Genomic DNA, 24,568 nt, shown 5'->3' with positions numbered 1-24,568 from the left:
CTCCTAGTCGCGGGTGTTGTGCAGCAGGGAGCGCAGCGGGCGGAACGGCTGCAGCCACGCGCCGCCGTCCGGCAGCCGGTCCAGGTTCACGCGCGGCAGCGGGTTCTGGAACACGCCCGGGATGTCCTCCAAGTCCACAAACTCCACGTCGGGGGAGTTCACCGCCCAGGAGGCGTGCTCGTGGAAACCGAGGACGGTCACCGGGATGCCGGCGTCGACCAGCTCGAGCAGCGGCTCCTGGAAGTTCTGCCCGTCAGCGGAGGCGACCACGACGCCTTGGAGTACGCCCTCGTCGCGGCGGCGCTGGATGTGGGCCAGCATGTCCTGGTCCACGTCCGAATCCTCGTCGCTCTTCGGCTTGGCAAACACCGCGAAACCGACGTTGCGCAGCGCTTCCACCCACGGGCGGATGGAATCCGCGCCTGCGGCGGCGACGTTGGTGAACACCGTCGCCTCCGGTTCGATGTCGCGGCCAAGCTCGTCGGCGCGGGCCTCGGCTTCGTCGATAAGCCAGCGCCCGATCGCGTCGAAGCGGGGACGGTGCGCCGCAGTCGGGCGTCCACCCAGGATCGCGCCGAGGCCCATGTCCAAGTTCGGCGCATCCCACACCAGCAGGTAGCTTTCCGGGCCGGCGGGCGCGCCCGGGGTGTACGGGTGCGACAGCGCTTGCAGATCCATGGCTACTTCTTCTCCCACAGGTACTCGCGGATCACGTGATCCTTGTCCAGGCCTTTGCCTTCGAACTTAGTGATCACCTGCCGGTCCGTGAGCAGCGGCGCCTCCTCCCACGGCCAGCCCTTGTACTCGAGGGTGGGTTCAACGTTCACGAGTTCGTCGATCCACTCGGCGTAATCCGCGTGGTCCGTGGCAACGTGCAGCACACCGCCCGGCTTCAAGCGAGTGGCAATCAGGTTTAGGGTGCCGGACTGGATGATGCGGCGCTTGTGGTGGCGCGCCTTCGGCCACGGGTCCGGGAAGAAGATGCGAACGCCGTCGAGGGACTCCTCGCCGAACATGCGGGCCAGCACCTCCACGCCGTCGCCGCGCACCATGCGGATGTTGTCGATGCCGCCGCGCACCACCGAGCCCAACAGCTTGGCCAGTCCAGGCTTGTACAGCTCCACGGCGATGATGTTCGTGTCCGCCTCCAGCGGCGCCATCGCGGCGGTGGAGGTGCCGGTGCCCGAGCCGATCTCGACGATGGTGGGGTGGCCGGAGCGGCCGAACCACTCGTCGACGTCGATGGGATCGTCCGAGCCCTCCGCCAGTACGCGGCCCAGGCGCGGCCAATGCTCGTCGAACAGGGCCTCCTGGTTTTCCGTCAACGTGCCGCGGCGGAAGGTCACGGAACCCAGGCGCGGGTAGTCCAGGCCGGTGTCGAACTCGGTTTGCAGCGGGCGGCCCGCCGGCAATTCGCCCGTTCCCGGACGCAAATTTTCAGTATTATTCATCAGATTTATTGTCCACATGAACAGGGCAAACGCAAGCTCCACGGGGCACCCCCGAAGGCGTCGTAAAGCGAAGGCTCAAGAACGGGCGGCGGGGGTAGGGCGTCACCCCCGCTTGCAGCAAAGGTCGTGCTCGGGCGGTCTGGTTATATCCAGTGGGCGCGGATTGGTCGGAACTTTTGGCCAGATGAACGCCCGTTTCGATACTCTTGTGACGCAACAACGATGAATTTCGCACGCGCACTGGCCATAACCAGTTGAACAAGGAGTACGTATGACCGCCGAAATCAAGCGCCTGGAGGGGACCAACCCCACCGACAACGAAAAGCTAATCGCTTGGATCAACGAGGCGGTCGAGCTCTTCCAGCCCGACAAGGTCGTCTTCGCCGACGGCTCCCAGGAAGAATGGGACCGCCTCACCGCCGAACTTGTCGAGGCAGGCACCCTGATCAAGCTCAACGAGGAAAAGCGCCCCAACTCCTTCCTCGCCCGCTCCAACCCGTCCGACGTGGCACGCGTCGAATCCCGCACCTTCATCTCCACCGAGAACGAGGAAGACGCAGGTCCGACCAACAACTGGATGAAGCCGGCCGCGCTCAAGGAGGAGATGCTGGAGCACTTTACCGGCTCCATGCGCGGCCGCACCATGTACGTCGTGCCGTTCTGTATGGGCCCCATCTCCGACCCGGACCCGAAGCTTGGCGTCCAGCTGACCGACTCGGCCTACGTCGTGCTCTCCATGCGCATCATGACCCGCATGGGCACCCAGGCGCTGGAGAAGATCCAGGGCGAGAATTTCGTGCACTGCCTCCACTCCGTCGGCGCCCCGCTCGAGCCGGGCCAGGAAGACGCGGCGTGGCCGTGCAACGACACCAAGTACATCTCCCAGTTCCCGGAGACCAAGGAGATCTGGTCCTACGGCTCCGGCTACGGCGGCAACGCCATCCTGGCCAAGAAGTGCTACGCCCTGCGCATCGCGTCCGTAATGGCGAAGGAAGAGGGCTGGATGGCCGAGCACATGCTCATCCTCAAGCTCACCTCCCCGGAGGGCAAGGCCTACCACATCGCCGCCGCCTTCCCGTCGGCTTGCGGCAAGACCAACCTGGCCATGATCACCCCGACGCTCGACGGCTGGACGGCGGAGGTCGTCGGCGACGACATTGCCTGGATGCACCTGCGTGAGGACGGCCTGTACGCCGTGAACCCGGAAAACGGCTTCTTCGGCGTCGCCCCGGGCACCAACTACGCCTCTAACCCGATCGCCATGCGCAGCATGGAGCCGGGCAACATCCTGTTCACCAACGTCGCACTTACCGACGACGGCGACATCTGGTGGGAAGGCATGGACGGCGACAAGCCCGCCCACCTCATCGACTGGCGCGGCGAGGACTGGACGCCGGAATCCTCCTCCAAGGCCGCCCACCCGAACTCTCGCTACTGCGTGGCCATCGAGCAGTGCCCGGCCGCCGCACCGGAGTTCAACGACTGGCAGGGTGTGAAGATCGACGCCATCCTCTTCGGCGGCCGCCGCCCGGACACCGTGCCGCTGGTCACCCAGGCCCACAACTGGGAGCACGGCACCATGATCGGCGCGATGCTCTCCTCCGGCCAGACCGCCGCCTCCGCGGAGGCGAAGGTCGGCTCCCTGCGCCACGACCCGATGGCCATGCTGCCGTTCATGGGCTACAACGTGGGCGACTACTTCCAGCACTGGCTGGACATGGGCGAAAAGGGCGGCGACCGCATGCCGGAGATCTTCCTGGTCAACTGGTTCCGCCGCGGCGACGACGACCGCTTCCTGTGGCCGGGCTTCGGCGACAACTCGCGTGTGCTCAAGTGGGTCATCGACCGCATCGAGGGCAAGGTCGATGCCGACGAGACCGTGGTCGGCTACACCGCCCGCGCCGAAGACCTGGACCTGACCGGCCTGGACACCCCGATCGAGGACGTGCGCGAGGCTCTCACCGCCGACCCGGAGCTGTGGAAGGAAGACGTCGCGGACTCCCGCCGCTACCTCGAAGGCCTCGGATCCCGCGTGCCGCAGGAGATCTTCGACCAGCTGAAGAAGCTGGACGAGCGCATCCACGCTGCGACGAAATAGACGCTTGAGTAGCACGGCAGTGATGTTGTATCGTTGCTGCTGGAAAACTTCAGACAGGATCTGTTGTTAATAAAGCTTAAGGCCTGCCGTTTGGCAGGCCTTTCGCTATTCTCATCGGTATGGCGGGGGAACTTGTAAGAAGCCTTAGCAGTGCTCGGATCCAAGCATATTAAGCCCCAGTACTAACCCTTGCGCAGCACGAGCACGAGGTTCGACACCGCGAACTCGCGCAGCAGCGGCACGCGGGTGACCCACCACGCCCACCACGGGTGGTAGCGGGGGAATGCGGCCGCGAGCTGGCCGGTGCCCTCCGCCCAGGCGAGGCCCTCGCCCGCGGAGACGGCGAACAAGCTCTCGCCGAAGATGTTCTTCGGGTCGCGGCCGTGCACTTTTGCGTATCGACGGCGCGCGTACTGCCCGCCGACGTAGTGCTGCCACAGACCCGTCTCGTGCCCGCCGAACGGCCCGAGCCACACCGTGTAGCTGAGCACCACCAGCCCGCCTGACTTGGCCACGCGCAGCATCTCCTCGCCCATGACCTGCCAATTCGGGATGTGTTCGGCCACGTTGGAGGAGTACACCACGTCGAAGGAATCGTCGGCGAAGGGCAGTGCGGCCCCGTCGCCGCGCACGGAGCCGAAGCCGGAGATCCCCGCCGCCGACAGTTCGGAGACGTTTGGTTCCAGGCCGATGTAGAAGCAGTCGGAGAACGCGTCGGCGAAGTAGCCGGGCCCGCCGCCGACATCTAGCACTGACTGGCCGGTGACGGGGGTGCCCAGGAGGTCGTGCGAGAGGGCGTCGATAAGCGAACGCGTATCGCGGGCGAGCATGGAGTAGAAGATGCACGGGCGGAATTGTTCGTAGGAAAACGCGCGCAACAGCCGGAGCGAGCGGGAAAGGGTGGCCATCCGGCGGGTACGGTGCATAGGCATACCGTAGCAACCGTGCTACAGTGCGGTGCATGGCCACGCCGGGATACGACGAATCGCTAGTCGAGCGCAGGATATCGCAGCGCGAACTGCGCAACGACTCTGCGCGGATCCTGCGCGCGGTGCGGGCGGGGCACAGCTTCGTTGTCACCAACAACGGCGAGCCGGTGGGGCGACTTGTGCCTCTCGACGAGCCGAAGCCGCGGCTGGCCATCACACGGCCCGCCACCCGTGTCGGCGGTTGGCTGGACCTTCCGGTGGAGCCGGCGGATGGCGAGCCGTTGGCTGAGATGCTCGATGATATGCGCGAGGACCGCTTCTAGGATGCGGCGGGTGTATACGGATACGTCAGCCATCGCCTGCCTGCTGAAAGCGGAGCCGCACACGCACGCGATGCGGCTGTGGCTCGAGGCGGGGGAGTGCGAGGTGGTTTCGTCGGACTTGCTCGAGATTGAGCTGCGGCGGCTGGCGGTGCGCTTGGGCAGGCCCCAGGGAGAGGTCACGCTGATCCTGCGCGGCATTTCGCTTGCGGAACTGAACCGGGCGACGCTGCGCAGCGCGAGCATGCTGCCCATCCCGTACATGCGAACGCTGGATGCGATCCACCTGCAGGCCGCGCTGGACTTGGAGGCCGATGCGGTGCTCACCTACAACAAGCGGCTAGCGGATGCGGCACGCGAAGTCGGGCTGGAGGTCATCGCACCATGAAGATACTGCTGCTGTGTTGGCGCGACTCCACCCACCCGCAAGGGGGAGGTTCCGAGCGCTACCTTGAACGCGTCGGGGAGTACCTGGCGGCGCAGGGCCACGAGGTGGTCTACCGGACGGCGAAGCACACGGACGCGCCGAGGCGCTCTCGCAGGAAAGGGGTGCGCTACGAGCGCGCCGGGGGAAAGTTCGGCGTGTACCTTGCGGCGCCGCTATCGATTTGGCGCAACCGGCCGGACGTGGTCGTGGACACGCAAAATGGCATCCCATTTTTTGCGCGGCTGTTCACGAGAAAGCCCGTGGTGCTGCTGACGCACCACTGCCACAAGGAGCAGTGGCCGGTGGCGGGCCCGCTGATCCGCCGCTTGGGGTGGTTCTTGGAGTCGAAAGTGGCGCCGAGGGTGTACCGGGGCGCGCAGTACGTGACGGTGTCGCAGGCCTCGAAGCGCGACCTGGTGGCGCTCGGGGTGCGCGAGGAGGACATCGAGATCGTGGAAAACGGCGTCGACCTGGTGCCGGCGCACACGCCTGTGCTTCACGACGACCAAAGGTTGCACCTGGTCACCCTCTCGCGCCTGGTGCCGCACAAGCGCATCGAGGAGGCGATCGACACGGTGGCGGGGATGGATGGCGCCGTGCTGGACGTGATCGGTTCCGGCTGGTGGGAGGACCAGCTGCGCGAGTACGCCGCCCCGCACGGCGACAAGGTGGTCTTCCACGGGCACGTCTCCGAGGCTTACAAGCACGCGCTGCTTGAGCGGGCCGCGCTGCACCTGCTGCCCTCGCGCAAGGAGGGCTGGGGAATCGCGGTGATCGAGGCGGCGCAGCACGGCGTGCCCACCGTGGCGTACGCGTCCGCAGGTGGGGTCGCCGACTCCATCCGCGACGGCGAGACTGGTCGGCTGGTGCATCCCGGCGAGGAGTTTGAGCAGGTTGTGGGGGAGACCCTTGGGCGTCGAGAAGCAATGGCTCCCGCGGCGCGCGAGTGGGCGGCGCGGTTCTCCTGGGAGGAGACCGGCCGGAGGTTCGCGAAGATTATTGGAGCCCTAAATTAGCTCAGTTGTCCAGTTGAGCTGCTGGATCTTCGTGTCCAGCTCGCGGTAGGCCTTTGCGGCGCTGTCTGCCATGTCGCGCAGGGCTTTCACGTCTACGGCGGGCACGAAGCGGACCTCGGAGCGGGAATAGCGGGAGCCGGTCATGGTGCCTGCGTCGGCGACGGCGGCGTAGAGGCGGCGGGAGCGCAGCAGTGCGTCGCGGCGCGCGATGGCGTCGGTGAGCGTGGCGCCCTCGAAGGCGGTCTGCGCGTTGGTGTGGTTGATGCGGCGCACCAGCGTCTCAATCTCCTGCAGGAGTGCGGCCGCCTCCTCGAGCATGGCCGCCGGGTCCTCGACGGGCGAGTCGCCCTCCTGGATCATCGCGCCCTGGACCAGGCGTTCCTGCAGCTTGTTCAGGCGGTCTTGCGCCTCGGCGCGTCGCGCCAGTGCCTCTGCGAGCAGCATGAGTACCTCCTTGTACGTTTCTGTCCCCGTTCCCAACCCTCGCGGATCCGCCCGGGGCACCCCCAACGTCGCGGTAGTAAACAGTGCTCGGTGCAACCCTGTGGTGGGGGTCGTGCCCGTGTGCGTCGTGCAGGCCGCATGCGTTGTGCGTGTGAGCGGAATCGAACCGCTTCAGCCCTGATACGGCCACAAGGCGCCATGAGTGCGCCCTTTTCCCCGGACGCGTGGGGTTGACGTTCGCTGGGTGCCGGCGAGCTTTCCGCTACCGACAGTTTCGATCAAACATAGCAAAACGCCCAGCCGCTGGGAAGGGCTGGGCGTTGGGGTTGTGCGGGTTTACGCCGCGGAGGGGAACAGCTCGCCGTCGCGGAGACGGTCGCGCATCTCGGCCTCGACGAGGACGGGGATGAAGTCCTCGATCACAGCGGAGTTGCGGTGGGTGCGCAGGACAGCATCGAACGCGTCGTTGATCTCGAGTGCGTCGAACTGGCCGGCGAACTCGGCGAGCAGGTCCTCGCGGATGTTGCGCAGGGCGCGCTCGCGGATGATGCTGAAGTCAATTGTGTTAGCCATGTTGTGTTCCTCCTTGCAGAAGCGGTATCTGCTCCTTCTCTAGGCTCAGGGTTACGCGTGTACGTAACCTGTTGTTAACCTGCCGTTCACTTTAGGTCATATGGGGCGAATAGTGCAAGGGGGTCAACGATTGGAATTGTCCATCAATTGGTGATCACCAATTAAATCCGTTAAAGGCCCAGCTAGGAGTGTTTCTTGCGCGTGGTGTGATCCTGGACACACTGTATCAGGGGTACCATGCACCACAGGGCGAACAACGCGATCCCGGCAGGCGGTAGCGGGCGCGCGGACTCACCAGTCTCGGCCACGGAACCGTCGGCGCGCACCACCACACCGACGCCCAGCTCGCGCAGGCGTTCCTGGTCGTTCAAGGCAGCCTGCGCCGCCGTCCACCGCAGCGACGGCGGGTCCACCGCCACCCCGTCCACCGTCAGCGCCCCGGATTCGACAACGTTCATGGCTTTTGGGGCGGGGTCGACGACCGGGTGGCCGTCGATAGGCAAAAGTGCGGGGCGCGACTCGAAGAGGACGTCGCGGCCGCGGTGGTCGACGGCGGGGACCTCGACGGTGGTGGGGGTGAGCGCGGCGAGAGCGAGCGGCGCGTCCGGGACCTGCAGCAGAGCGAACGCGGCGGCAGCGAGCGCGCGCCGGGGCTCGAGCGCGCCGGCGGCGGCGACGAAGGAGGGGATGGCGAGGATGAGCCACTTGTGGCCGTCGCGGAGCAGGCCGCCGCCCGGGAGGTGCTGGATGACCGGCGTGGTCAGGCCGGCCCAGGAGGCCAACGCCACCGCGAAGCCCAGCGCCGCCAACAGTAGAAAACGGCGGGGCACCTCGTGCCACGCCAAAGCGAGCAGGGCGCACAGCGCCACCCCGAACAGCGCGAACCCGAGCTCGCGGGAGGCCGGCACCGCCTGCCCGTTCCAGATCCCGCCCAGGCCCAGCAAGGAGCCGAGGGTGCCGGCGTAGGCCTCCGCGCGCGGGGCGAACGCCGCGGCGGACGCGGCCGAGGACGTGCCGGGTGCGTCAGCGAACACGCTCGCCACCACCCACGGCAGGCAGGTGCACACGCTGACCGCAACCCCCGGCCAGCCGCGGGCGAAACACGCCGCCGCCAGCGCACCGGTGGGGGTGAGCGACGCCAACCAGTGCGCCAGGCCCGACGCCGGCACACACCCCAACGCCACCAACGGCAGCAGCCACGCCGCCGCGGCCAGCGACCACTGCCCTTGCAGCAGCCGCTCCACCACGAACGGGTTCCACACCGCCACCGTCATCGCCGCCGCCTGCCCGAACGGGGTGCGCCCGAACCGGTGCCCGGCCCACGCGGCGCACCCGGCAGCGGCGACCATGAACACGCGCACGAACGCCACCGGCCACGGCAGGATCCCCAACAGCGCGTCCTGCGGCACATTGCGCGCGGCCAGGTCACCCCAGCCGAGCGATGCCCGGGTGAGCGCCATAGCATCGAACACCATCATGTCCCGCAGCGCGAACGCCTCGCCGGGCATAAGAAACGGCCAGGTCAGCGACAACACCAGTAGCGCGCCGTACGCGGGCGCCCACCAGCGGCTAACGGCGGCGCGCATACAGCACCAGGCCCGCCACAAACGCCGCGGCGGCGACGACGCGGGTGACCACCGACATCACCTGCAGCCCCCGCAGCCACGCCACGTCGCGCCCCGCCGCCGACACCTGCGCCGCCTTGGTCTCCTCGGCCAGCACCCACTGGTCGGCGCCGCAGTCCCACACCTCGTCGACGATGCGGCCGGTGCGCCGCTCCGCATCCACGGTGCGCACGCAGCCGTCCGAAAGCGCCGCGGAGTACTTGTACGTGTCCAGCCCCCGCACCGAACCGGGGCCCAGGTAGTCCAACCCGACGTCGTCGCCGGAGGTGGAGTCGAACATCGGGTAGGTGCGCCGCTCCGGGCGGTAGGGCAAAAGCGGCCCCAGCCCGGCGCGCCCCTTCGCGGGAAAGGCGGTGGAGGGGTCGATGGGAAACGCGTCCACCTCTTCGCCGTCCAGCGTGACTACCGCGTCCAGGCTCTTCGGGGCCTTGGTGAGCTCGATGGTGCGGGTGCGGGGCGAAGTGCCGTCGAAAAGCATGGTGTACTCGCCCGGATCCAGGGTGCGCTGCTGCGCAATCACGATGGGGGAGGCGAGGTTGAGCGCGCCGCACACGACGATGATGCCGAGGCAGGCGGCAAGTCGGCGTCGCAGGTTCACCCGTGTCACCCTACCGGGTGGCTAGACTTGCGCCATCGTGAACAGACCCGCCATTTTGCCCGAGCTCGACGGCCTGCGCGCCGTGGCCGCCTACGGCATCGTGGCCACGCACGTCGCTTTCCAGACCGCCACCGGCTCCGCGGTGCTGGAGCGCTTCGACTACTTCGTGGCCGTCTTCTTTGCGCTTTCGGCGTTCCTCCTGGCGCGCGGCGGTCTCCGTGAGGGCTACTACGGGCGGCGGGTGTCGCGCCTTGCACCCGCGTATCTTGTGTGCGTGGTTGTGGTGCTGCTCGCGCTGCCGCCGCTCGCGGGGGTGACGTGGGGCCAGGTCGCGGCGAATGTGCTGCTTGCGCAGATTTACGTGCCGCATTCGCTTATCGACGGGCTCACGCAGATGTGGTCGTTATGCGTCGAAGCCGCCTTCTACTTGGTCCTGCCGCTGTACCTGCGCCTCGGGTCGTGGGGGCGGCACGCGGCGCTGGCGGGGGCCGTGGTGCTGGGCCTGGCGTGGCCGTGGGCGGTGTCGGGTGTGACGGATCCGGCGGTGGTGAACATGCAGATCTGGCCGCCGTCGTACGTCCCCTGGTTCGCGGTGGGGCTTGTGCTGGCGGAGCTGGAGCGCGCCGGCGTGCGCTACACCGGCCCGCGCTGGCCGGTTGCGGCGCTGGCGCTGCCGGTGGCGTGGGTCGGCGGGGTGCTGGGCCCGCGGGGGCTGGCACACCCCTCGCCGGCCGAGTTCAACGTGCGGGTGCTGCTGGGCGCGGTGTTCGCAGCACTTATTGTTGCGCCGTTTGCGCTGGGGCAGCGGCAGCGCGGCACGGTGCTGTCGTCGAAAGTCATGCGCGCCCTGGGCCGCTGGTCCTACTCGGTGTTCTTGTGGCACATGGCGGTGCTGTACTTCGTCTTCCCGGTGCTGGGAGTGCCGATGTTCTCGGGCGGGTTCGCGCTGGTCTATCTGGCAACCGCGCTGGCGAGCACGGCCGTGGCGTACATCTCCTACGAGCTGGTGGAGGTGCCGGGTGCGCGGTTGGTCAGGCAGGCCACGGCGAACAGGCCGGTCACGACCAAGAAGGTGGATGAGCCGGCGTAGTTCGCCGCCGGCCACGCCGCGCGCGCGAGCACCAGCCCGCAGATGGCCATGGTGCCGGCCGCGACGCGGTGCATTGGCAGGACGGTGAAGCGGCGCACCACCCACGCGAGGGCCACCGCCGCCAGGCCCTGGAACGGGAACGCGGCGATCACGGCCACGGTCGGCGCCCAGTTCGCGCCTGCTTTCGGCACGTACGGGGTGCCGTCCTCGCGCCGCCACGGCACCCACAAACACAGTGCGAGCACGAGCAGGCTGAACGCCCCGCCGAAAATCAGGGAATAGCGGTAAGCGCCCTCGCCCGCGAAGCGCATCGCGAACTCGCCGTCGGCTCCCGGAGGGACGCGGAAGGCCTGGGCGCCGGCGTCGATACGCAGGGGCTCCAACTCGGTGCCGCCGAGGGTGGCGCGGAGCCCGTCGTTGAACGCGCGGGTGGTCAGGATCAGCCGGTCGCCGGTGAGGTTGGGCAGCGGCGCGCGCGAGAGCATGACCGTGTCCGCGCGGGTGAACAGCTCGTGGGTGCCGGCTTCGAGGGAGACGCTGCCCACGCGGCGCTCGCCGTCGATGGTGGCGGGCGCGCTGAGCTGCCACGTGGCGTCCTCAGCGGTGGTGAAGCGGCGCTGGATCACGGTGTGCTCGGGGAAGTGGCGCTGGAAGAAGTAGCGGTCCGCGGTGCCTTCCACCTCGACGATGCGGTGGATGCCCACGTCGAGCTCGCGGATGCCCACGGGTTCGGTCAGCTGCAGGATGGTGGCGTCGCCGCGGGTGAGCCTGCGCGGCTGGTCCTTGACCAGGGTGACGCTGCGGCAGTTGCTGTGCCCGTCGCACAGCTGGACGGTGGTGTCCGCGGTGGCGGCGATGGTGACGTGCTCCTGCTGGGTTTGGAACTCGATCCAGGCGTCGCGGTCGCCGGGCGCGGGCCACCAGGCGGTCTCGTTTACGCCGTCGAAGGCGGAGGTGAGCGACTTCGACGCGTCGGGACCGCCGAACGCGCCTGCATCCGCGGCCGAGGACGACGCGCGGGCGAAGCCGTCGGCCGCCACCGCCGTGCGGGAGCCTGCGGAGGGGTAGTCCTTCACCCGGTTGCGCACCGTGCCGTCCTCCCACTCGGCGGCGAGATAGCCGGACTGGCCGTCGATGGTGCCGTAGTTGCGCACCGCAAGCGCCGGGGTGTCTGTAACAATATCGGCATCCCCGCCGGTCAGGCGTGCCGGGAAGTAGCCGAGCTCGCGCCACAGCAGCGGCAGCACCTCGCCGCCGCCGTCCACCGCAACCGGCTCGCGGTCCGACTCCATCACGTCCGCGTGCGGATCCAGCAGGTGAATGTCCACCTCGCCGAAGCTCGCATCCGGCTCGCCCAGGTTCGGTGTCGGCGGTTGGCGCTCCAGGTCGCGGCGCACCACCACCGCGCCCACACCGATGGAACGCAGCGCTTGCCTATCGACGAGCTCCGCCTGCCCCTCTAACCCCCGAATCGCCTCCGGATCCACCAGGGGCACCGCGTCGCGGAACGCGAAACGCGCCTGGGTCAGCGCCTGGATCGGCTCGTCACGCGTCCACCCCCACGTCTGCCGCGCAAAAGACGCCGGAGGAACCACTAGCGCGCGGGTGCCGGCGGCGTGCTCGTCCAACCACTGGCCCGCGGCGACCCAGTCCTGGGAAACCTCGTTCCAGGTGCCCTCCGGCAGCAGGCGCAGCGACCACGCCGGCGCCACCGCCATTGCGGCGGCAAGGGTGATGCCGACAGCCTTCGGTCGGTTCACGTTCGCGGCCAGGTGCCCGGCGCCGAGCGCGAGCGGCAGGTGGACCAGGGGGTCGAATTTGTGCAGGTTGCGGAAGGGGGCGAGAGCACCGTCGTAAAGCGAAGTGCTCATGTGCGCCGAGCCGAGCACCCAGAAGCCCACCGCGAACACCGCAAGCAGCGGCCCGCGCCACGGCATGTCGCGGCGCGCCAGGCCCGCGAGCCCGAACGCGGCGACGAGGCAGGTGGCGATGACGAAGGTCGGCTCCGCCACTAGCAGGTGGCCGGCGGCGCGCTCCGTGTCCACGAACGGCGTCCAGCTGGTGGTGCCGCGCAGGATCTCCACCGGGTTGAGCCACGCGGTGGTCACGCCGGCGGACTCGATGAAGTCCGTGAACGGCGGGGAATAGCGCCCCAGCACCAAAAGCGGCCCGATCCACCACGCGGACACCGCCGCCGCCCCGACGGCGAACTTGCCGGCGGTTTTATAAGCACGCCGCGCGATGAGCAGCACGAACGCCGGCAGGCACGCGGCGATGGTGGCGGTGGCGTTGACCGCGCCCATGCACGCCACCGCCACCACCGCCGGCGCCACCTGTGGGTTGCGGCGCGTCAGCGGGATCAGCGTCCACGGCACCAGCGCCACCGGCCACGCCTCCGAGGAAATCGCGGTGAGGGTGGTCAGGATGCGCGGACTCAGCGCGTACACCGCCGCCGCGAGGACCTGCGGAAACGTGCCGCGGATACCGACGCGCCGCGCCAACGCGAGCGTGCCGGAGTACGCCAACCCCAGCAACAGCCACCACCACGCGCGCTGGATCAACCAATCCGGCACGTGCAACAGATCCCCCGCCAAGAAGAACGGCCCCTGCGGGAACAAATACCCGTACGCCTGGTTTTGCACCTGGCCCAGCGGAAACTCATCCGTGTATGCGTGGGTTGCGCGGCGCAAAAACCGCCCCGGGTCGGCGATCAGATCGAACTTCGTGTCCGCCGCCACGTGCCCCGGCGGCTGAGCAAGCACAACAACGAGCAGAACCAGCCAGCCCGCGAGGTGCGCGCGCATCCCCCGCACCAGCGCCTACTTCCTCGAGCCGTACTCCGGCCCGCCCAGCACCGCCTCATCCGCTGGCACCGCCGTACCCTGTGGCACCGCGGATTGCCCGGACACGGACGCGATGCCGAGCACCCCCACAACACCGAGCACCACGCCAACGACCGTGCTGGCCAAAACGGGCGCGGTGGCGCGCCGGGCAAGCGACGCCGGCAGGGCAAATACTCGATGGGACATGTCGGAGAAGCCTACCAGCAGCGGGTACAGTGACTGTGGTTTGAAACAGGGTTTGAAACAGCTTACAAGGGGACAGGTACATGCGGGCTCGGACAGGTGCGGCATTGCTCGCACTTGCGTGCCTAACGACGTTCAGCTTCGCCGGATGTGCCGAACAGCCTGAGGACAACGCTGCTGAGTCGGCGGTTTTGGAGACTGCGGAGGCGGGCCGGGAGGACGTCGACGAGCAAGAAGCCCCCGAGATGGTGCCGCCTACTTCGCCCCCGGCCGCGCCCGCTCCCTTGTCGCCCGCGCAGCAGCGCGTGCCGGAGGACCTGCGGCAAAAGGTTGCTTCGCTCATGGTGGTCGGCGTGGCCAACTACGACCAGGCGCGGTTCGCGCTGGACCAGGGTGTCGGCGGGCTGATCATCCCCAGCTGGGCGAACCCGGCGCTGCTGACCGAGGTAGGCCGCGACATCAACGCCCTGCGCGCCGAGTACCACCGCCCGTTTAGCGTGGCCATCGACTTCGAAGGCGGCCGCGTGCAGCGGCACACGCAGGTCCTCGGCGAATTCATGCCGCCGCGCGCGCTCGCCGGGCAGCCACCCGAGGTGATTCGCGGCACCGGCTACGACATCGGTCGATCCCTGCGCGCCCACGGCATCAACGTGGACTACGCACCGCTGCTGGACCTGGACGTCAACGGCCTGGACATCGTGGGCGACCGCGCATTCCACGGCAACCCCGATGAAGTCGTGCGCGTCGCCGGGCTGTTCTCGCAGGGGCTTATCGACGCCGGGGTGACCCCGACGTTCAAACACTTCCCCGGCCACGGGCGCGCCTCCGGGGACACGCACCACCACTTGGCCGTCACCCCGCCGCTGAACCAGATGCGCGAGCTAGACCTGCGCCCCTACGGCCCGCTGCTGAAACAGTTCCCGCGCGCCAGCGTGATGATGGGCCACATGATCGTCCCCGGCCTGGGCCCCGACGGCGTGCCCAGCTCCATGAACCCGGACACCTACCGGCTCCTGCGCACCGGCGACTACCCGGGCGGCGTGCCCTTCGAAGGCACGGTGGTCACCGACGACCTGTCAGGCATGCGCGGCATCCTGGACTACGCCCCCACCCGCGACGCCGTGGCCAGGGCGATCGGCTCCGGCGCTGACCAGGCGCTGTGGTCCTCCGGCGCGGACCTGCCCGGCATCATCGACCACATCGTGTGGTGCGTGCACAACGGCTACATCCCCGAAGCCCGAGTGGACGAGGCCGCAACGAGGGTGCAGCAGCAGCTCATCGACGTGGGGTTGTAGGCGTCTCTCCGGCTATGAGAGATCAAAGATCTGCATTACTGTGGGGCCCGTGACTACGGTGAAGGCAACCTCGCACAGGAAAGGACGCGCAGGCACCGCCAAGGGCGGGCCGGGCGTGATGGGCCGCGGTGCCAAAATCACGCTCAGTGTGCTCCTAGGCATCCTCGCCGTGGCGCTCGCGATCTATCTGGCGGATCTGGCTACCCACCGGGGCAACGTCCCCCGCGGCACCCAGGTGGGCGGCGTGGATATCGGTGCCATGGCGCCTGATGAGGCGCGCGAAAAGCTGCAGGCCGAACTCGGCGGCGTCGCCGACAAGGCCGTGCCGGTCAAGGCGGGGGAGAAGGCCACCGAGTTCATCCCGGCGAAGTCCGGCCTGGGCATCGATTTCGACGCCACGGTGGACGCCGCCGGCATCGAGACCGCCAACCCCGTCGAGCGCCTCCGCGGACTGTTTACCACCCGCGAGGTGGATGTTGTGCCGACCGTCGACGACAAAGCCCTGGGCGGCCAGCTCGACCGCATGACCGAAGAGCTGCACGTGGACCCCGTCGACGGCACTATCCGTGTACAGGGCGGCAAGGCCGAAACCACCGACCCGAAGCTCGGTCAGGACGTGGACCGCGCGACGCTTCGCGACGAGGTGACCACCGGCTGGCTCAACCCGGACGGAGTTGAGGTGGAGCCGAAAGAGGTGCAGCCCGCCATCAACGACGACGCCATGAAGGCCGCGCTCGGCGGCCCCGTGCGCGCCGCCCTGGACGGCCCGGTCACGGTCACCGGCAAGGATGGCGTCGCCGCCGCGGTGCCGCAGGACCGCATCGGCGAGATCGTGCAGTTCCCCGTGGTGGAGGGCCGCATCGCGCCCGAGGTGAACCTGGATGCGGCGCGCACAATCCTGGGCGACCAGCTCGCGGAGACCGAGGTAGAGGGCAAGAACGCGCGCGTGCTGGCCGGAGGCGGCGTCGAACCGTCCGTGGACGGCTCCGTGGTGGACTGGGACGCCACCCTGGCCGACTTTGATAAGCGCCTGACCGGCGGGGCTTCCCGCGAATGGGACGCGGTGTACAAGGACGTGCCCGCGCAGTTCACCACTGAACAGGCGCAAAACGCCACCTTCAACGACGTTGTCGGCTCGTTCACCACCAGTGGCTACTCGGGCGCGTCCGGCACCAACATTGCGCTGGTGGCCCAGACCGTCAACGGTGCGGTTGTGAACCCGGGCGAGACGTTCTCCCTGAACGGCTACACCGGCCCGCGCGGCCCCGCGCAGGGGTATGTGGAGTCCGGCATCATCCTCAACGGGCGCGCGGACACCGCGGTCGGTGGCGGCATCTCCCAGTTCGCCACCACTTTGTACAACGCCTCCTACTTTGCCGGCATGACGGATGTGGCGCACATGCCGCACTCCTACTACATCTCCCGTTACCCGGCCGGCCGCGAGGCAACCGTGTACGAGGGCGCGATCGACTTGCAGTTCCGCAACGACAGCCCGTACCCGGTGCGCATCGCCAACAGCGTCGGCGGCGGTGAGGTCACGGTGAGCCTGATGGGTGTCAAGACCGTGACCGTCGAGTCCGTCAACGGTGGCCGGTGGGCGCAGACGCAGCCCCAGCCGGTGAACGTCTCCGGCTCGAACTGTGCGCCGTCTTCGGGCGCGCCTGGTTTCACCACCTCCGACACCCGCATCATCTACGACCTCGCCGGAAACGAGCTCAGCCGAGAAACCCAGACCACGGTGTACGACCCGCAGCCGATCGTGCGCTGCGGTTAGCGGTTAGCAACTAGCCGCCACGCACCCCACACCCGCGCGGCACCGAATGCCGCGCGTCCATTGTTCACGCTATGTTGCCGCCCCGGTCGGGGCCGGCCCTGGACCCATCGCCGATGTCGAATAACGGCGGGTCGGTGATTGTCTGGTTCGGTGGGTCGTCGAACGCGGGGTATTTTTTCCGCACCCGCCTGATAGTCCTCTGACCAGGCGATTCCTGGTACTGGCGGGTCGTGGTCGGTGTCGGTGGCCCGCCGTCGGCGGGGTGGTGGGTGACGTCCCAGGTGGAGGGGTCTTTCTCGAAATGCCCCTTGCCGCCGGCGCCGTCCCTGTTGTCGTTGTTGCACATGTGGTGCTCGCGGCACAGGAGGACCAGGTTTTCCAGGTCTGTGAGACCACCGTGCAGGTACGACTGGATGTGGTGGGCTTCCAGTTCCACGCCCGGCTTGGTGCACCCGGTCCAGGCGCACACCTGCTGCATGGCCAAAAGCACCAGCTTCTGCTCCACGCTGGCCAACCGCGCCCGCCCGAGGGACAGCGGCACCCCGGTGCACGAGTCCAGCTGCAGGGCGAAGGAGTCTCCCGCCAGTCCGAGCCGGACTATGTCCAACGCGGTCAACGACACCGAGGTGTTGGTGGCGAACTCGGTGTACGCGTCCGCCCCCATGAGGTCTTCCAGCGTCAGCGTTATCACCACGGTGCCGATGCCCTTGCGCGCCGCGGTGGAGGAGTTCGCGTGGTCACCAACGATGTCCATGAGTTGGTCGAACCGCCGCTGCCCGCGGGTGCGCTTGTCCTCGGCGCCGGGCGGCAGGTTCGCCCCGGGCGACTCGCCGGCGGCCAGCGCGGCCTCGAACGCGGCGCGGCTGGCTTTGTCGAAGTAGATCTGCCCCCAGGAACCGCCGTCGCTGTCCTCCTCGCCGAAAATCATGGTTCTCTTCTTAAACGCGGCGAGCGGGTCCTTGTTGCCCTCGTAGTCCCGGCCCTTGCGGTTGGCACGCTTGACCAGTGTGTTCACGTGCTTCCGCAGTTCTTCCGCGGACATCGTCTCCGCCGCCTCGAGCGCCTGCGCGTAGATCTCGTCGCGGCCCGGGTCCGAGTGCTCGTTGAGCTGCATCAGCGCCCGTTCGATGATGCGCTTCTTTTCCGCGTTGGCCTTCGCCGCGGCCTTCCGGGCGCGCTCTTTGGCCTTGCGCGCTTCCTCCTTGCGGCGTTCTTCTTCCTCGGCCTGCTTCTCGCGCTCTTCCTCTTCCATCAGCGGATCCGACGGCGGCGTCGGCACCTCGACCTCGCCGAACATCGTCTTCGCCTGGTTGAGCAGGCTAAAGGCGTCGGCCCGAGGGAGCCCGAGCTGCTTGGTCAAATACTCCACAGGGTGGTTCGCGCCGACCAGCCGGCCAGCCCCGTCGCGCTCGCACAGGTGCGCAAACGCGATGTTCGCGTTGGACAGCAGTGGAAGCGCCGCGTGCAGCCGCTCCATCGCCTGGTGCGTGGACAGCAGGTGGAGGGATTCGGGCTGCATCATGAGCGCCTCGAGAGCTTTCAGGCTATCGACGAGCTGGTCCACGTGGTGGTCAATCACCGTGGTCATGGCCGCATCCCTCCCTCCGGAAACGCACTGTCAACGAATGAACAATGCATACGCTACGACACGCCTCCGACACGACCCCCACAAACACAAACACATGTTCGAATAACCCTAAGCGGCCAGCAACTTTAGCTCGTCGATAAGCAATAGGTGCTCACTCAAAATGTGCAGGCGGCACATGGTCGCCCACCTCGCGCAGTAGCCCCCACGAGGTGAGCTCCGCATAGAGAGGAACACGAGGCATCAACGAATGGTGGGGCGCGTAGCCGTCGTACCACTGCCCGGAGTCGATGTTCGCCACGTCCGCACCCGGGACGGCCTCGAGCATCGACGTGGATGTCGGCGTAACCACCGTGTCTGCCGGCGAGTAGATGGAGGTGTACACGATCCCCGGCGCGGTGTCCGGGCCGCTCGCAAACTCGCGCAGCCAGGCGGAACCCGCGAGCTGCTGCGCCGCCCCCGGCGCGACCAGGGCGGTGAAGTGCGGGTGCTTCGAGGCGAACGCGCCCATCTGTCCTGCCATCCCGCGGAAGTCGGTGCCGTGGAAGTTGCCGCCCATCGCCACCACGCGCCGCACCTTCGCCGCGCCTCCGCGCGAGATGAACAGCTTGGTCATCAGCGCGCCCTGCGAGTGCGCCACAATGTCCACCTGCTCCGCGCCGGTTTTCCGCAGCACGCGGTCCACGTGCTCTTCCACATCCCCCACGATTGAATTCAGGTCCCCGGTGCCGAAAAACCCGGGCGCGATCATGTCGCCGTAGTCGTAGCCCCAGACCCAAAACCCCTGCTCTTTGAGCCTTTGCGCGTTCGCCTCAAACGCCGCGGTGCGCGAGTTGATCCCGTGCACGTACATCACCGGCGTGGGGTGTGTGGGCTGAAAATTCCGGTCGTTGAACGGCATCGGCGGGCGGTTTTGCAGCCCGCGCACCGCCCCGTACCCGGCCGCCAGTGTCATCATCGCGCTGCTGAGTTTCATCCTTTTGAGCATATTGCTTATCGACGTCCTCCGGCCCCACTTGCGGTAGACCAAGCGGTCTGTTATTGTCTGTTCCTGGATCAAGAAGTCCGACGCACCCTGTATAAGGGGAAAGCCTCCCGGCTCGTCGGCTGGCAACCGCGCACATCGCGCACGGTGCCCCCGGGAGAAGATCCGCCGGCACGTGCAACCGCCGCGCCGGAAGTGCGATTCTCAAAGGAGATCAACCATGTCCTCCGACATGAACGACATGCCCGAAATGTCCAACCAGTCCAACATGTCCATCTTCGCCGACGACTGGGCGCCCGCAACTCTGGGCAACGTCAACATCAGCACCGTCACCTTCACCATCGACGGCACCGATGACACTGTCACCGCGGAATTCCCGTCGGCAATGGAGGCCTTCGACTTTGTCGGCCGCACCGGGCCAAAGTTCGAGTACTCCGCCATCGAAGGGGCAATCCGTGACCAGAACGGCACCGTCATCCCGCTGCCAGAGCCGCCCGCTGAGCGCATCCCGTGCGGCCACGACCAGTGCGACCTGGTTGCTAACGGCCACAAGGGGCACTGGATCCCGGTGCTGCGCGCCGCCAACGGGCCCAAAGAAGACTGGCTGCCCATCACCATCATCGAGCACGACGGCAACAAGCTGATCTTTTCCACCGAAGACGGCGTGTACACCTGCTACCACCACGATCCGGAGCGCCTGGCCAACGCCGTTTCCTACAACCGCGAGTGGCCCGTGTTGCGCGGCGAATTTAACGGCCGCAGCTACCCGGTGAGTGTGGTGTCCTCGAAGCCGATCGGGCCCTGCAGCCACGCATAATGCTTTTCGACGACCTCCCGGACCCCACCGCCTTCCTTACCGCGACCCGCAACTTCCAAAACGGCCGCTACTTCACCGTGAACGTGGGGCAGCTCTTGCTCGCTTTTCGGTTCCCGAATTCGAAGGAGGCGCTGCAGTGCATCCGCCGCCTCGGGTTTCTTTTCGAGTATTCGCCGGGGCGCAACGCGTTTCGCTCCTCCTCCGGCGAGCTGATTTCCGCACCGCCGGTGTGGGTGGCGCGGCGTTATGTTGATGCGGACGAGTGCGAGGTGGAGGGGAACGGCCACCATGTGCTCGGCGGCGAGATATGGGATGCCACCATGCACACCGACGAGGACTGGCAGCCCGTGGAGGTCGTGGAGCAGACCGGTTTGCGTACCGTCATTGCCACGCCACTCGGCGTTGACGAGGTCTTCCACCACGACCCGTGGGCAATGCAGTTCGCCGTGAAGTACTGCGTGGGCTACAACGTAATGCAGTGCAATTTTCCGGAGGAAAGCGGCATCAAGGACCCGTTCATCTCCCTCGCACGCGCGGACATGCGCCCGTGTTCAAGGCAGGTGTACGGCCCCGAGGTGCCGTGGAAGATCCGCTACTTCTTGTAGCCCGCACCCCGAAAAAGAAAAGAGAGCCGGCGACGAGAATCGAACTCGCACTCTCAGCTTGGGAAGCTGATGTTCTACCACTAAACTACGCCGGCAGCTCTGCCAACTTTAGCACCACGGATTCGCGGCCCAAAACAGGGAAGTACACTCAGTGCCGTGTTGCTTTCAGATCACGACATCCGCGATGCCATTGACTCCGGCCACCTCGGCATCGAGCCGTTCGATGCCGAGCTCATCCAGCCGAGTTCGATCGATGTGCGCATTGACAAGTTCTTCCGCGTTTTCAACAACTCGAAGTACACGCACATCGACCCGAAGCAGGAGATGCCCGATCTGACCACGCTCGTCGAGGTGCCGGTTGGCGACGCGTTTGTCCTGCACCCCGGCGAGTTCGTGCTCGCCTCCACCCTGGAGTGCTTCACCTTGCCGACGGACCTGGCCGGCCGCTTGGAGGGCAAGTCCTCCCTTGGCCGCTTGGGCCTGCTCACGCACTCCACCGCGGGCTTCATCGACCCGGGCTTTTCCGGCCACATCACCTTGGAGCTGTCCAACGTGGCCAACCTGCCCATCGTCTTGTGGCCGGGCATGAAGGTCGGCCAGCTTGCGCTGTTCAACATGACCTCGCCCGCGGACACCCCGTACGGCTCCGGCAAGCTCGGCTCGAAGTACCAAGGCCAGCGCGGCCCCACCCCGTCGAAGGCGTACCTGAACTTCCAGTAAATCCGTTCTTCACCCTGCCGACGTCGCCGCTCCACGGCATAATGGCCACTTATGCGGATGACTGTGATTGGCACTGGTTACCTTGGCGCGACGCACGCGGCGTGCATGGCTGAACTCGGCCACGAGGTGCTGGGCGTAGACGTTGATGAAACCAAGATCGAGGCGCTGAAGAACTCCAAGGTGCCGTTCTACGAGCCGGGCCTGCCCGAGGTTCTGGAGCGCAACATCGAGGCAGGTCGCCTTGGCTTTACGACGAGCTACGCCGAAGCCGCCGCCTTCGGCCGCGTGCACTTCATCGGGGTGGGCACCCCGCAGCAGCGCGGCTCCTACGCGGCAGATACCCGCTACGTCGAGGCCGTCATCGACGACTTGGTGCCCCAGCTCGAGGGCGAACACCTGATCCTGGGCAAGTCCACCGTCCCGGTCGGCACCGCCGCCGCCCTGCAGGAACGCGCCGACACACTCGCCGCCGGGCACGGCAACAAAGCGACCGTGGAGATCGCCTGGAACCCGGAGTTCCTCCGCGAGGGCTACGCCGTGAAGGACACCATCGAGCCGGACCGCATCGTGCTGGGCCACCGCGCCGAAAATTCCCGAGCCGAGGAGATCGCCCGCGAGGTCTACGCCACCCCGCTGGAAAACAACACCCCGTTCATCGTGACGGATCTGCAGACCGCGGAGCTGGTGAAAGTCTCCGCCAACGCATTCCTCGCCACGAAGATCTCGTTCATCAACGCCGTGTCCGAGGTCTGCGAAAACGTCGGCGCGGACGTGACCCAGCTGGCGGACGCCATCGGCTACGACGACCGCATCGGCCGGAAGTTCCTCGGCGCAGGTCTCGGTTTCGGCGGCGGGTGCCTGCCCAAGGACATCCGCGCGTTCATGGCACGTGCCGGCGAGGTCGGCGCCGACCAGGCCCTGACCTTCCTGCGCGAGGTTGACGCGATCAACATGCGCCGCCGCCAGCGCGTGATCGACCTGGCGCGCGAGGAGCTCGGCAGCGTCATCGGCCGCAACATCACCGTCCTCGGCGCGGCGTTCAAGCCGAACTCGGACGACGTGCGCGACTCGCCCGCACTCGCAGTAGCCGGCCAGCTTTCGCTCGCCGGCGCGTCTGTGCGCGTCTACGACCCGCAGGGCATGGACAACGCCCGCAAGGTATTTCCCACCCTCGACTACGCCACCAGCCTCGAGGACGCACTGCGCGGCGCGGAGCTGGTCATCCTCGCCACCGAGTGGCAGGAGTTCAAGGAGATGGATCCGCGGTGGGCGGCGGAGCTCGTCGACAAGCAATTGCTTATCGACGGGCGAAACGTCCTCAACATCCAGCAGTGGCAGCAGGCGGGCTGGCAGCTCCGCGCCCTCGGCCGGAGCCTGTAGTTTCGTAGTACCTAATTCGGGCATACCTGCAGGGTGTGCCCGTCTTAGTAATTCTGGCTGAGTGGGGCATGATAGTCCGCATGTCCAAGGAGAAGTCAGGAAAGTTTGCCAAGGGCGCCCTGGGCGCTGCCGCCGCGGCGCTGGGTGGCGTCGCCATCCACGACCTCACACAAACCAAGTACCCGGTCCTGCGCAACTACCCCGTTTTAGGGCACATGCGCTACCTGCTCACGGACATCGGTCCGGAGCTGCGCCAGTACTTCATTGAACGCGACTGGGACGGCCGCCCCTTCAACCGCGACCAGCGCAACGCCATCTACGAGCGCGCGAAGGGCAAGCAGAGCGAGACGTCGTTCGGCACCGTCCAGGACGTCTACGACACGAACCACGAGCACCTCGTGCACTCCATCGCCCCGGTGGAGGAGCCGGCCGAGCCGCCGCGCGCGCTCGTGGGCGGCAAGGACTGCACCAAGCCGTACTCCATCTCCATGCTGAACGTGTCCTCGATGAGCTTCGGCTCCCTGTCCAAGAACGCCGTGCGCTCCCTGAACAAGGGTGCGGCCATGGGTGGGTTCGCCCACAACACCGGTGAGGGCGGCATCTCCCCGTACCACCAGGAAAACGGCGGCGATCTGGTCTGGCAGATGGGCACCGGCTACTTCGGCGCCCGCACCGAGGACGGCGACTTCGACCCGGCGAAGTTCCGCGACAAGGCGCAGGACGACCAGGTCAAGATGGTGGAGCTGAAGCTCAGCCAGGGTGCCAAGCCGGGCATCGGCGGCGTGCTGCCGGCGGACAAGATCACCAAGGAAGTCTCGGAGATCCGCGGCGTGCCCATGGGCGTGGACTGCATCAGCCCGGCCGGCCACCGCGTGTTCAGCACCCCGGTCGAGCTCATCGAGTTCATCGCGCAGATGCGCGAGCTTTCCGGCGGCAAGCCGGCGGGGTTCAAGATGTGCGTCAGCAGCCGTCGAGAAGTGCTCGCCATCTGCAAGGCCATCCGCGCGGTCGGCACCGCGCCCGACTTCATCGTGGTGGACGGCTCCGAAGGTGGCACGGGTGCCGCGCCCATCGACTTCGAGGACCACATGGGCATGCCGCTGACCCACGGCCTGATGCTCATGCACAACGCGCTCGTGGGCACCGGGCTTCGCGACCAGATCAAGATCGGCGCCTCCGGCAAAGTCGCCGGCGGCTCCGACATCGTCATGCGCATGATCCAGGGCGCGGACTACACCAACTCCGCCCGCGCCATGATGATGGCCACCGGCTGCATCCAGGCGCAGCGCTGCCACACCGGTGAATGCCCGACAGGCGTTGCCACCCAGGACCCGCGTCGCAACCGCGCCATCGTGGTGGAGGACAAGTCCAAGGCGGTCTACAACTTCCACAAGACCACCGTCAGCACCGCCGTGCGCCTCATGGCCTCCATGGGCGTCTCCGATCCGTCGGAGCTTCGCCCCGACATGCTGCGCCGCAGCGTCTCGCCGACGGAGTCGCGCTCCTACGCCTCCATCTACGAGTGGCTGCGCCCGGGGCAATTGCTTGACGACGCCCCGTCGGTCTGGGCCCCCGACTGGAAAGCTGCCTCCCCGGACACCTTCCGCCCCGTGGCGTAGCTGCCGGTGGTGGGCCTGGGGTGGGCTGGCTGGCCAGCTCCCAGGCCCCAGCTCCAACCAAGCTCAACCGGCCCCACCCAGCCCCAAAACGCGGATCTGCTAGTTCGCTCAGGAGACAACCACCGACGAACTAGCAGATCAGCGTCATGTCTGGTCACTTATTGGACGCAAAGTGCTTGACACGCACACTG

The 24,568-nt window shown here is 67.3% G+C and carries 23 protein-coding genes, 1 tRNA gene and 1 riboswitch; of the genes, 12 read left to right on the top strand and 12 right to left on the bottom strand.

Annotated features, from left to right (window positions below; genetic code table 11):
* Positions 1-3 precede the first annotated feature (3 nt).
* Entirely contained in the window at positions 4-678 is a 675-nt protein-coding gene (locus MHX64_RS05040) for an NYN domain-containing protein (RefSeq protein ID WP_239306160.1), read from the bottom strand.
* A 2-nt stretch (positions 679-680) separates the two neighbouring features.
* The gene (gene trmB / locus MHX64_RS05035) at positions 681-1,451 is read right to left on the bottom strand and encodes a tRNA (guanosine(46)-N7)-methyltransferase TrmB (protein ID WP_239356079.1); all 771 of its coding nucleotides are present in this window, start codon (positions 1,449-1,451) and stop codon (positions 681-683) included.
* A gap of 271 nt (positions 1,452-1,722) precedes the next feature.
* Here trmB and MHX64_RS05030 point away from each other — a divergent pair, with 271 nt between their 5' ends.
* Positions 1,723-3,549: a phosphoenolpyruvate carboxykinase (GTP) gene (locus MHX64_RS05030; RefSeq protein ID WP_181889209.1), complete on the top strand. Its 1,827-nt coding sequence runs from the start codon at positions 1,723-1,725 to the stop codon at positions 3,547-3,549.
* A gap of 182 nt (positions 3,550-3,731) precedes the next feature.
* Here MHX64_RS05030 and MHX64_RS05025 read toward each other — a convergent pair whose 3' ends face one another.
* On the bottom strand, positions 3,732-4,475 hold the full coding sequence (locus MHX64_RS05025) for a class I SAM-dependent methyltransferase (RefSeq protein ID WP_239356078.1): 744 nt from the start codon (positions 4,473-4,475) through the stop codon (positions 3,732-3,734).
* Positions 4,476-4,510: 35 nt separating this feature from the next.
* Between MHX64_RS05025 and MHX64_RS05020 the strand changes: the two genes are divergently transcribed.
* The 3 genes from MHX64_RS05020 to MHX64_RS05010 are packed head-to-tail and all read left to right on the top strand — an operon-like array spanning position 4,511 to position 6,241.
* Positions 4,511-4,801 carry a type II toxin-antitoxin system Phd/YefM family antitoxin gene (locus MHX64_RS05020; protein ID WP_181889207.1) on the top strand — a complete coding sequence of 97 codons (291 nt, stop codon included), beginning with the start codon at positions 4,511-4,513 and terminating at the stop codon, positions 4,799-4,801.
* Between the two features lies 1 nt (position 4,802).
* Entirely contained in the window at positions 4,803-5,186 is a 384-nt protein-coding gene (locus tag MHX64_RS05015; protein WP_239356077.1) for a type II toxin-antitoxin system VapC family toxin, read from the top strand.
* A complete protein-coding gene (locus tag MHX64_RS05010) occupies positions 5,183-6,241 on the top strand; it encodes a glycosyltransferase family 4 protein (protein ID WP_239356076.1) in 1,059 nt (352 codons plus the stop codon). Before MHX64_RS05015 ends, MHX64_RS05010 begins: the two co-directional genes overlap by 4 nt.
* Here MHX64_RS05010 and MHX64_RS05005 read toward each other — a convergent pair.
* The 4 genes from MHX64_RS05005 to MHX64_RS04990 all read right to left on the bottom strand — a co-directional run bounded on the left by MHX64_RS05005 (position 6,233) and on the right by MHX64_RS04990 (position 9,481).
* Positions 6,233-6,685, bottom strand: coding sequence for a DIP1984 family protein (locus MHX64_RS05005; protein ID WP_239356075.1), 453 nt, complete (start codon positions 6,683-6,685; stop codon positions 6,233-6,235). The two genes, MHX64_RS05010 and MHX64_RS05005, sit on opposite strands and share 9 nt — an antisense overlap.
* 336 nt (positions 6,686-7,021) lie before the next feature.
* Positions 7,022-7,258, bottom strand: coding sequence for a three-helix bundle dimerization domain-containing protein (locus MHX64_RS05000; protein ID WP_239356074.1), 237 nt, complete (start codon positions 7,256-7,258; stop codon positions 7,022-7,024).
* Between the two features lie 182 nt (positions 7,259-7,440).
* Positions 7,441-8,844, bottom strand: a complete 1,404-nt coding sequence (locus tag MHX64_RS04995; protein ID WP_239356073.1) for a hypothetical protein — start codon at positions 8,842-8,844, stop codon at positions 7,441-7,443.
* Positions 8,828-9,481: a DUF3068 domain-containing protein gene (locus MHX64_RS04990; protein ID WP_239356072.1), complete on the bottom strand. Its 654-nt coding sequence runs from the start codon at positions 9,479-9,481 to the stop codon at positions 8,828-8,830. The genes MHX64_RS04995 and MHX64_RS04990 overlap by 17 nt, the downstream gene beginning before the upstream one ends.
* A 37-nt stretch (positions 9,482-9,518) precedes the next feature.
* On the opposite strand from MHX64_RS04990, the gene MHX64_RS04985 reads away from it, so the two are divergent.
* Positions 9,519-10,571 (top strand): acyltransferase family protein, encoded by a 1,053-nt coding sequence (locus tag MHX64_RS04985; protein WP_370642070.1) that lies wholly within the window; start codon positions 9,519-9,521, stop codon positions 10,569-10,571.
* On the opposite strand, the gene MHX64_RS04980 is transcribed toward MHX64_RS04985, so the two are convergent.
* Positions 10,478-13,375, bottom strand: a complete 2,898-nt coding sequence (locus MHX64_RS04980; RefSeq protein ID WP_239356155.1) for an alpha-(1->3)-arabinofuranosyltransferase family protein — start codon at positions 13,373-13,375, stop codon at positions 10,478-10,480. The two genes, MHX64_RS04985 and MHX64_RS04980, sit on opposite strands and share 94 nt — an antisense overlap.
* A 15-nt stretch (positions 13,376-13,390) precedes the next feature.
* Positions 13,391-13,600 (bottom strand): DUF2613 family protein, encoded by a 210-nt coding sequence (locus MHX64_RS04975; protein WP_239356071.1) that lies wholly within the window; start codon positions 13,598-13,600, stop codon positions 13,391-13,393.
* Between the two features lie 80 nt (positions 13,601-13,680).
* Between MHX64_RS04975 and MHX64_RS04970 the strand changes: the two genes are divergently transcribed.
* Both MHX64_RS04970 and MHX64_RS04965 read left to right on the top strand, forming a co-directional pair.
* Positions 13,681-14,892: a glycoside hydrolase family 3 N-terminal domain-containing protein gene (locus MHX64_RS04970; protein ID WP_239356069.1), complete on the top strand. Its 1,212-nt coding sequence runs from the start codon at positions 13,681-13,683 to the stop codon at positions 14,890-14,892.
* A gap of 118 nt (positions 14,893-15,010) precedes the next feature.
* Positions 15,011-16,666, top strand: a complete 1,656-nt coding sequence (locus tag MHX64_RS04965) for a VanW family protein (RefSeq protein ID WP_239356154.1) — start codon at positions 15,011-15,013, stop codon at positions 16,664-16,666.
* A gap of 64 nt (positions 16,667-16,730) precedes the next feature.
* Here MHX64_RS04965 and MHX64_RS04960 read toward each other — a convergent pair whose 3' ends face one another.
* Both MHX64_RS04960 and MHX64_RS04955 read right to left on the bottom strand, forming a co-directional pair.
* Positions 16,731-18,254 carry an HNH endonuclease signature motif containing protein gene (locus tag MHX64_RS04960; RefSeq protein WP_239356067.1) on the bottom strand — a complete coding sequence of 508 codons (1,524 nt, stop codon included), beginning with the start codon at positions 18,252-18,254 and terminating at the stop codon, positions 16,731-16,733.
* Between the two features lie 151 nt (positions 18,255-18,405).
* Complete coding sequence (locus MHX64_RS04955) at positions 18,406-19,227, bottom strand: triacylglycerol lipase (protein ID WP_239356066.1); 822 nt, start codon at positions 19,225-19,227, stop codon at positions 18,406-18,408.
* A 78-nt stretch (positions 19,228-19,305) separates the two neighbouring features.
* Positions 19,306-19,440: riboswitch (SAM riboswitch) on the top strand.
* Positions 19,441-19,456: 16 nt separating this feature from the next.
* On the opposite strand from MHX64_RS04955, the gene MHX64_RS04950 reads away from it, so the two are divergent.
* Together MHX64_RS04950 and MHX64_RS04945 are read left to right on the top strand one after the other, a co-directional pair.
* Positions 19,457-20,053 carry a hypothetical protein gene (locus MHX64_RS04950; protein ID WP_239356065.1) on the top strand — a complete coding sequence of 199 codons (597 nt, stop codon included), beginning with the start codon at positions 19,457-19,459 and terminating at the stop codon, positions 20,051-20,053.
* Positions 20,053-20,658, top strand: a complete 606-nt coding sequence (locus MHX64_RS04945) for a hypothetical protein (RefSeq protein ID WP_239356064.1) — start codon at positions 20,053-20,055, stop codon at positions 20,656-20,658. Before MHX64_RS04950 ends, MHX64_RS04945 begins: the two co-directional genes overlap by 1 nt.
* 24 nt (positions 20,659-20,682) lie before the next feature.
* On the opposite strand, the gene MHX64_RS04940 is transcribed toward MHX64_RS04945, so the two are convergent.
* Positions 20,683-20,753: transfer RNA gene (locus MHX64_RS04940), tRNA-Gly, on the bottom strand.
* Positions 20,754-20,814: 61 nt separating this feature from the next.
* Between MHX64_RS04940 and dcd the strand changes: the two genes are divergently transcribed.
* The 3 genes from dcd (at position 20,815) to MHX64_RS04925 (ending at position 24,377) form a co-directional block, all read left to right on the top strand.
* The gene (gene dcd / locus MHX64_RS04935; RefSeq protein ID WP_239356063.1) at positions 20,815-21,378 is read left to right on the top strand and encodes a dCTP deaminase; all 564 of its coding nucleotides are present in this window, start codon (positions 20,815-20,817) and stop codon (positions 21,376-21,378) included.
* A 51-nt stretch (positions 21,379-21,429) separates the two neighbouring features.
* Positions 21,430-22,758, top strand: coding sequence for a UDP-glucose/GDP-mannose dehydrogenase family protein (locus tag MHX64_RS04930; RefSeq protein WP_239356062.1), 1,329 nt, complete (start codon positions 21,430-21,432; stop codon positions 22,756-22,758).
* An 80-nt stretch (positions 22,759-22,838) separates the two neighbouring features.
* A complete protein-coding gene (locus MHX64_RS04925; RefSeq protein ID WP_239306177.1) occupies positions 22,839-24,377 on the top strand; it encodes an FMN-binding glutamate synthase family protein in 1,539 nt (512 codons plus the stop codon).
* Positions 24,378-24,568: the final 191 nt, after the last annotated feature.

It is taken from the genome of Corynebacterium sp. ACRPZ, assembly GCF_022346205.1.
GTDB lineage: Bacteria > Actinomycetota > Actinomycetes > Mycobacteriales > Mycobacteriaceae > Corynebacterium > Corynebacterium lehmanniae.
Note: the sequence above shows the minus strand (reverse complement) of the source record. Positions and strands in the feature narration are given on the sequence as shown.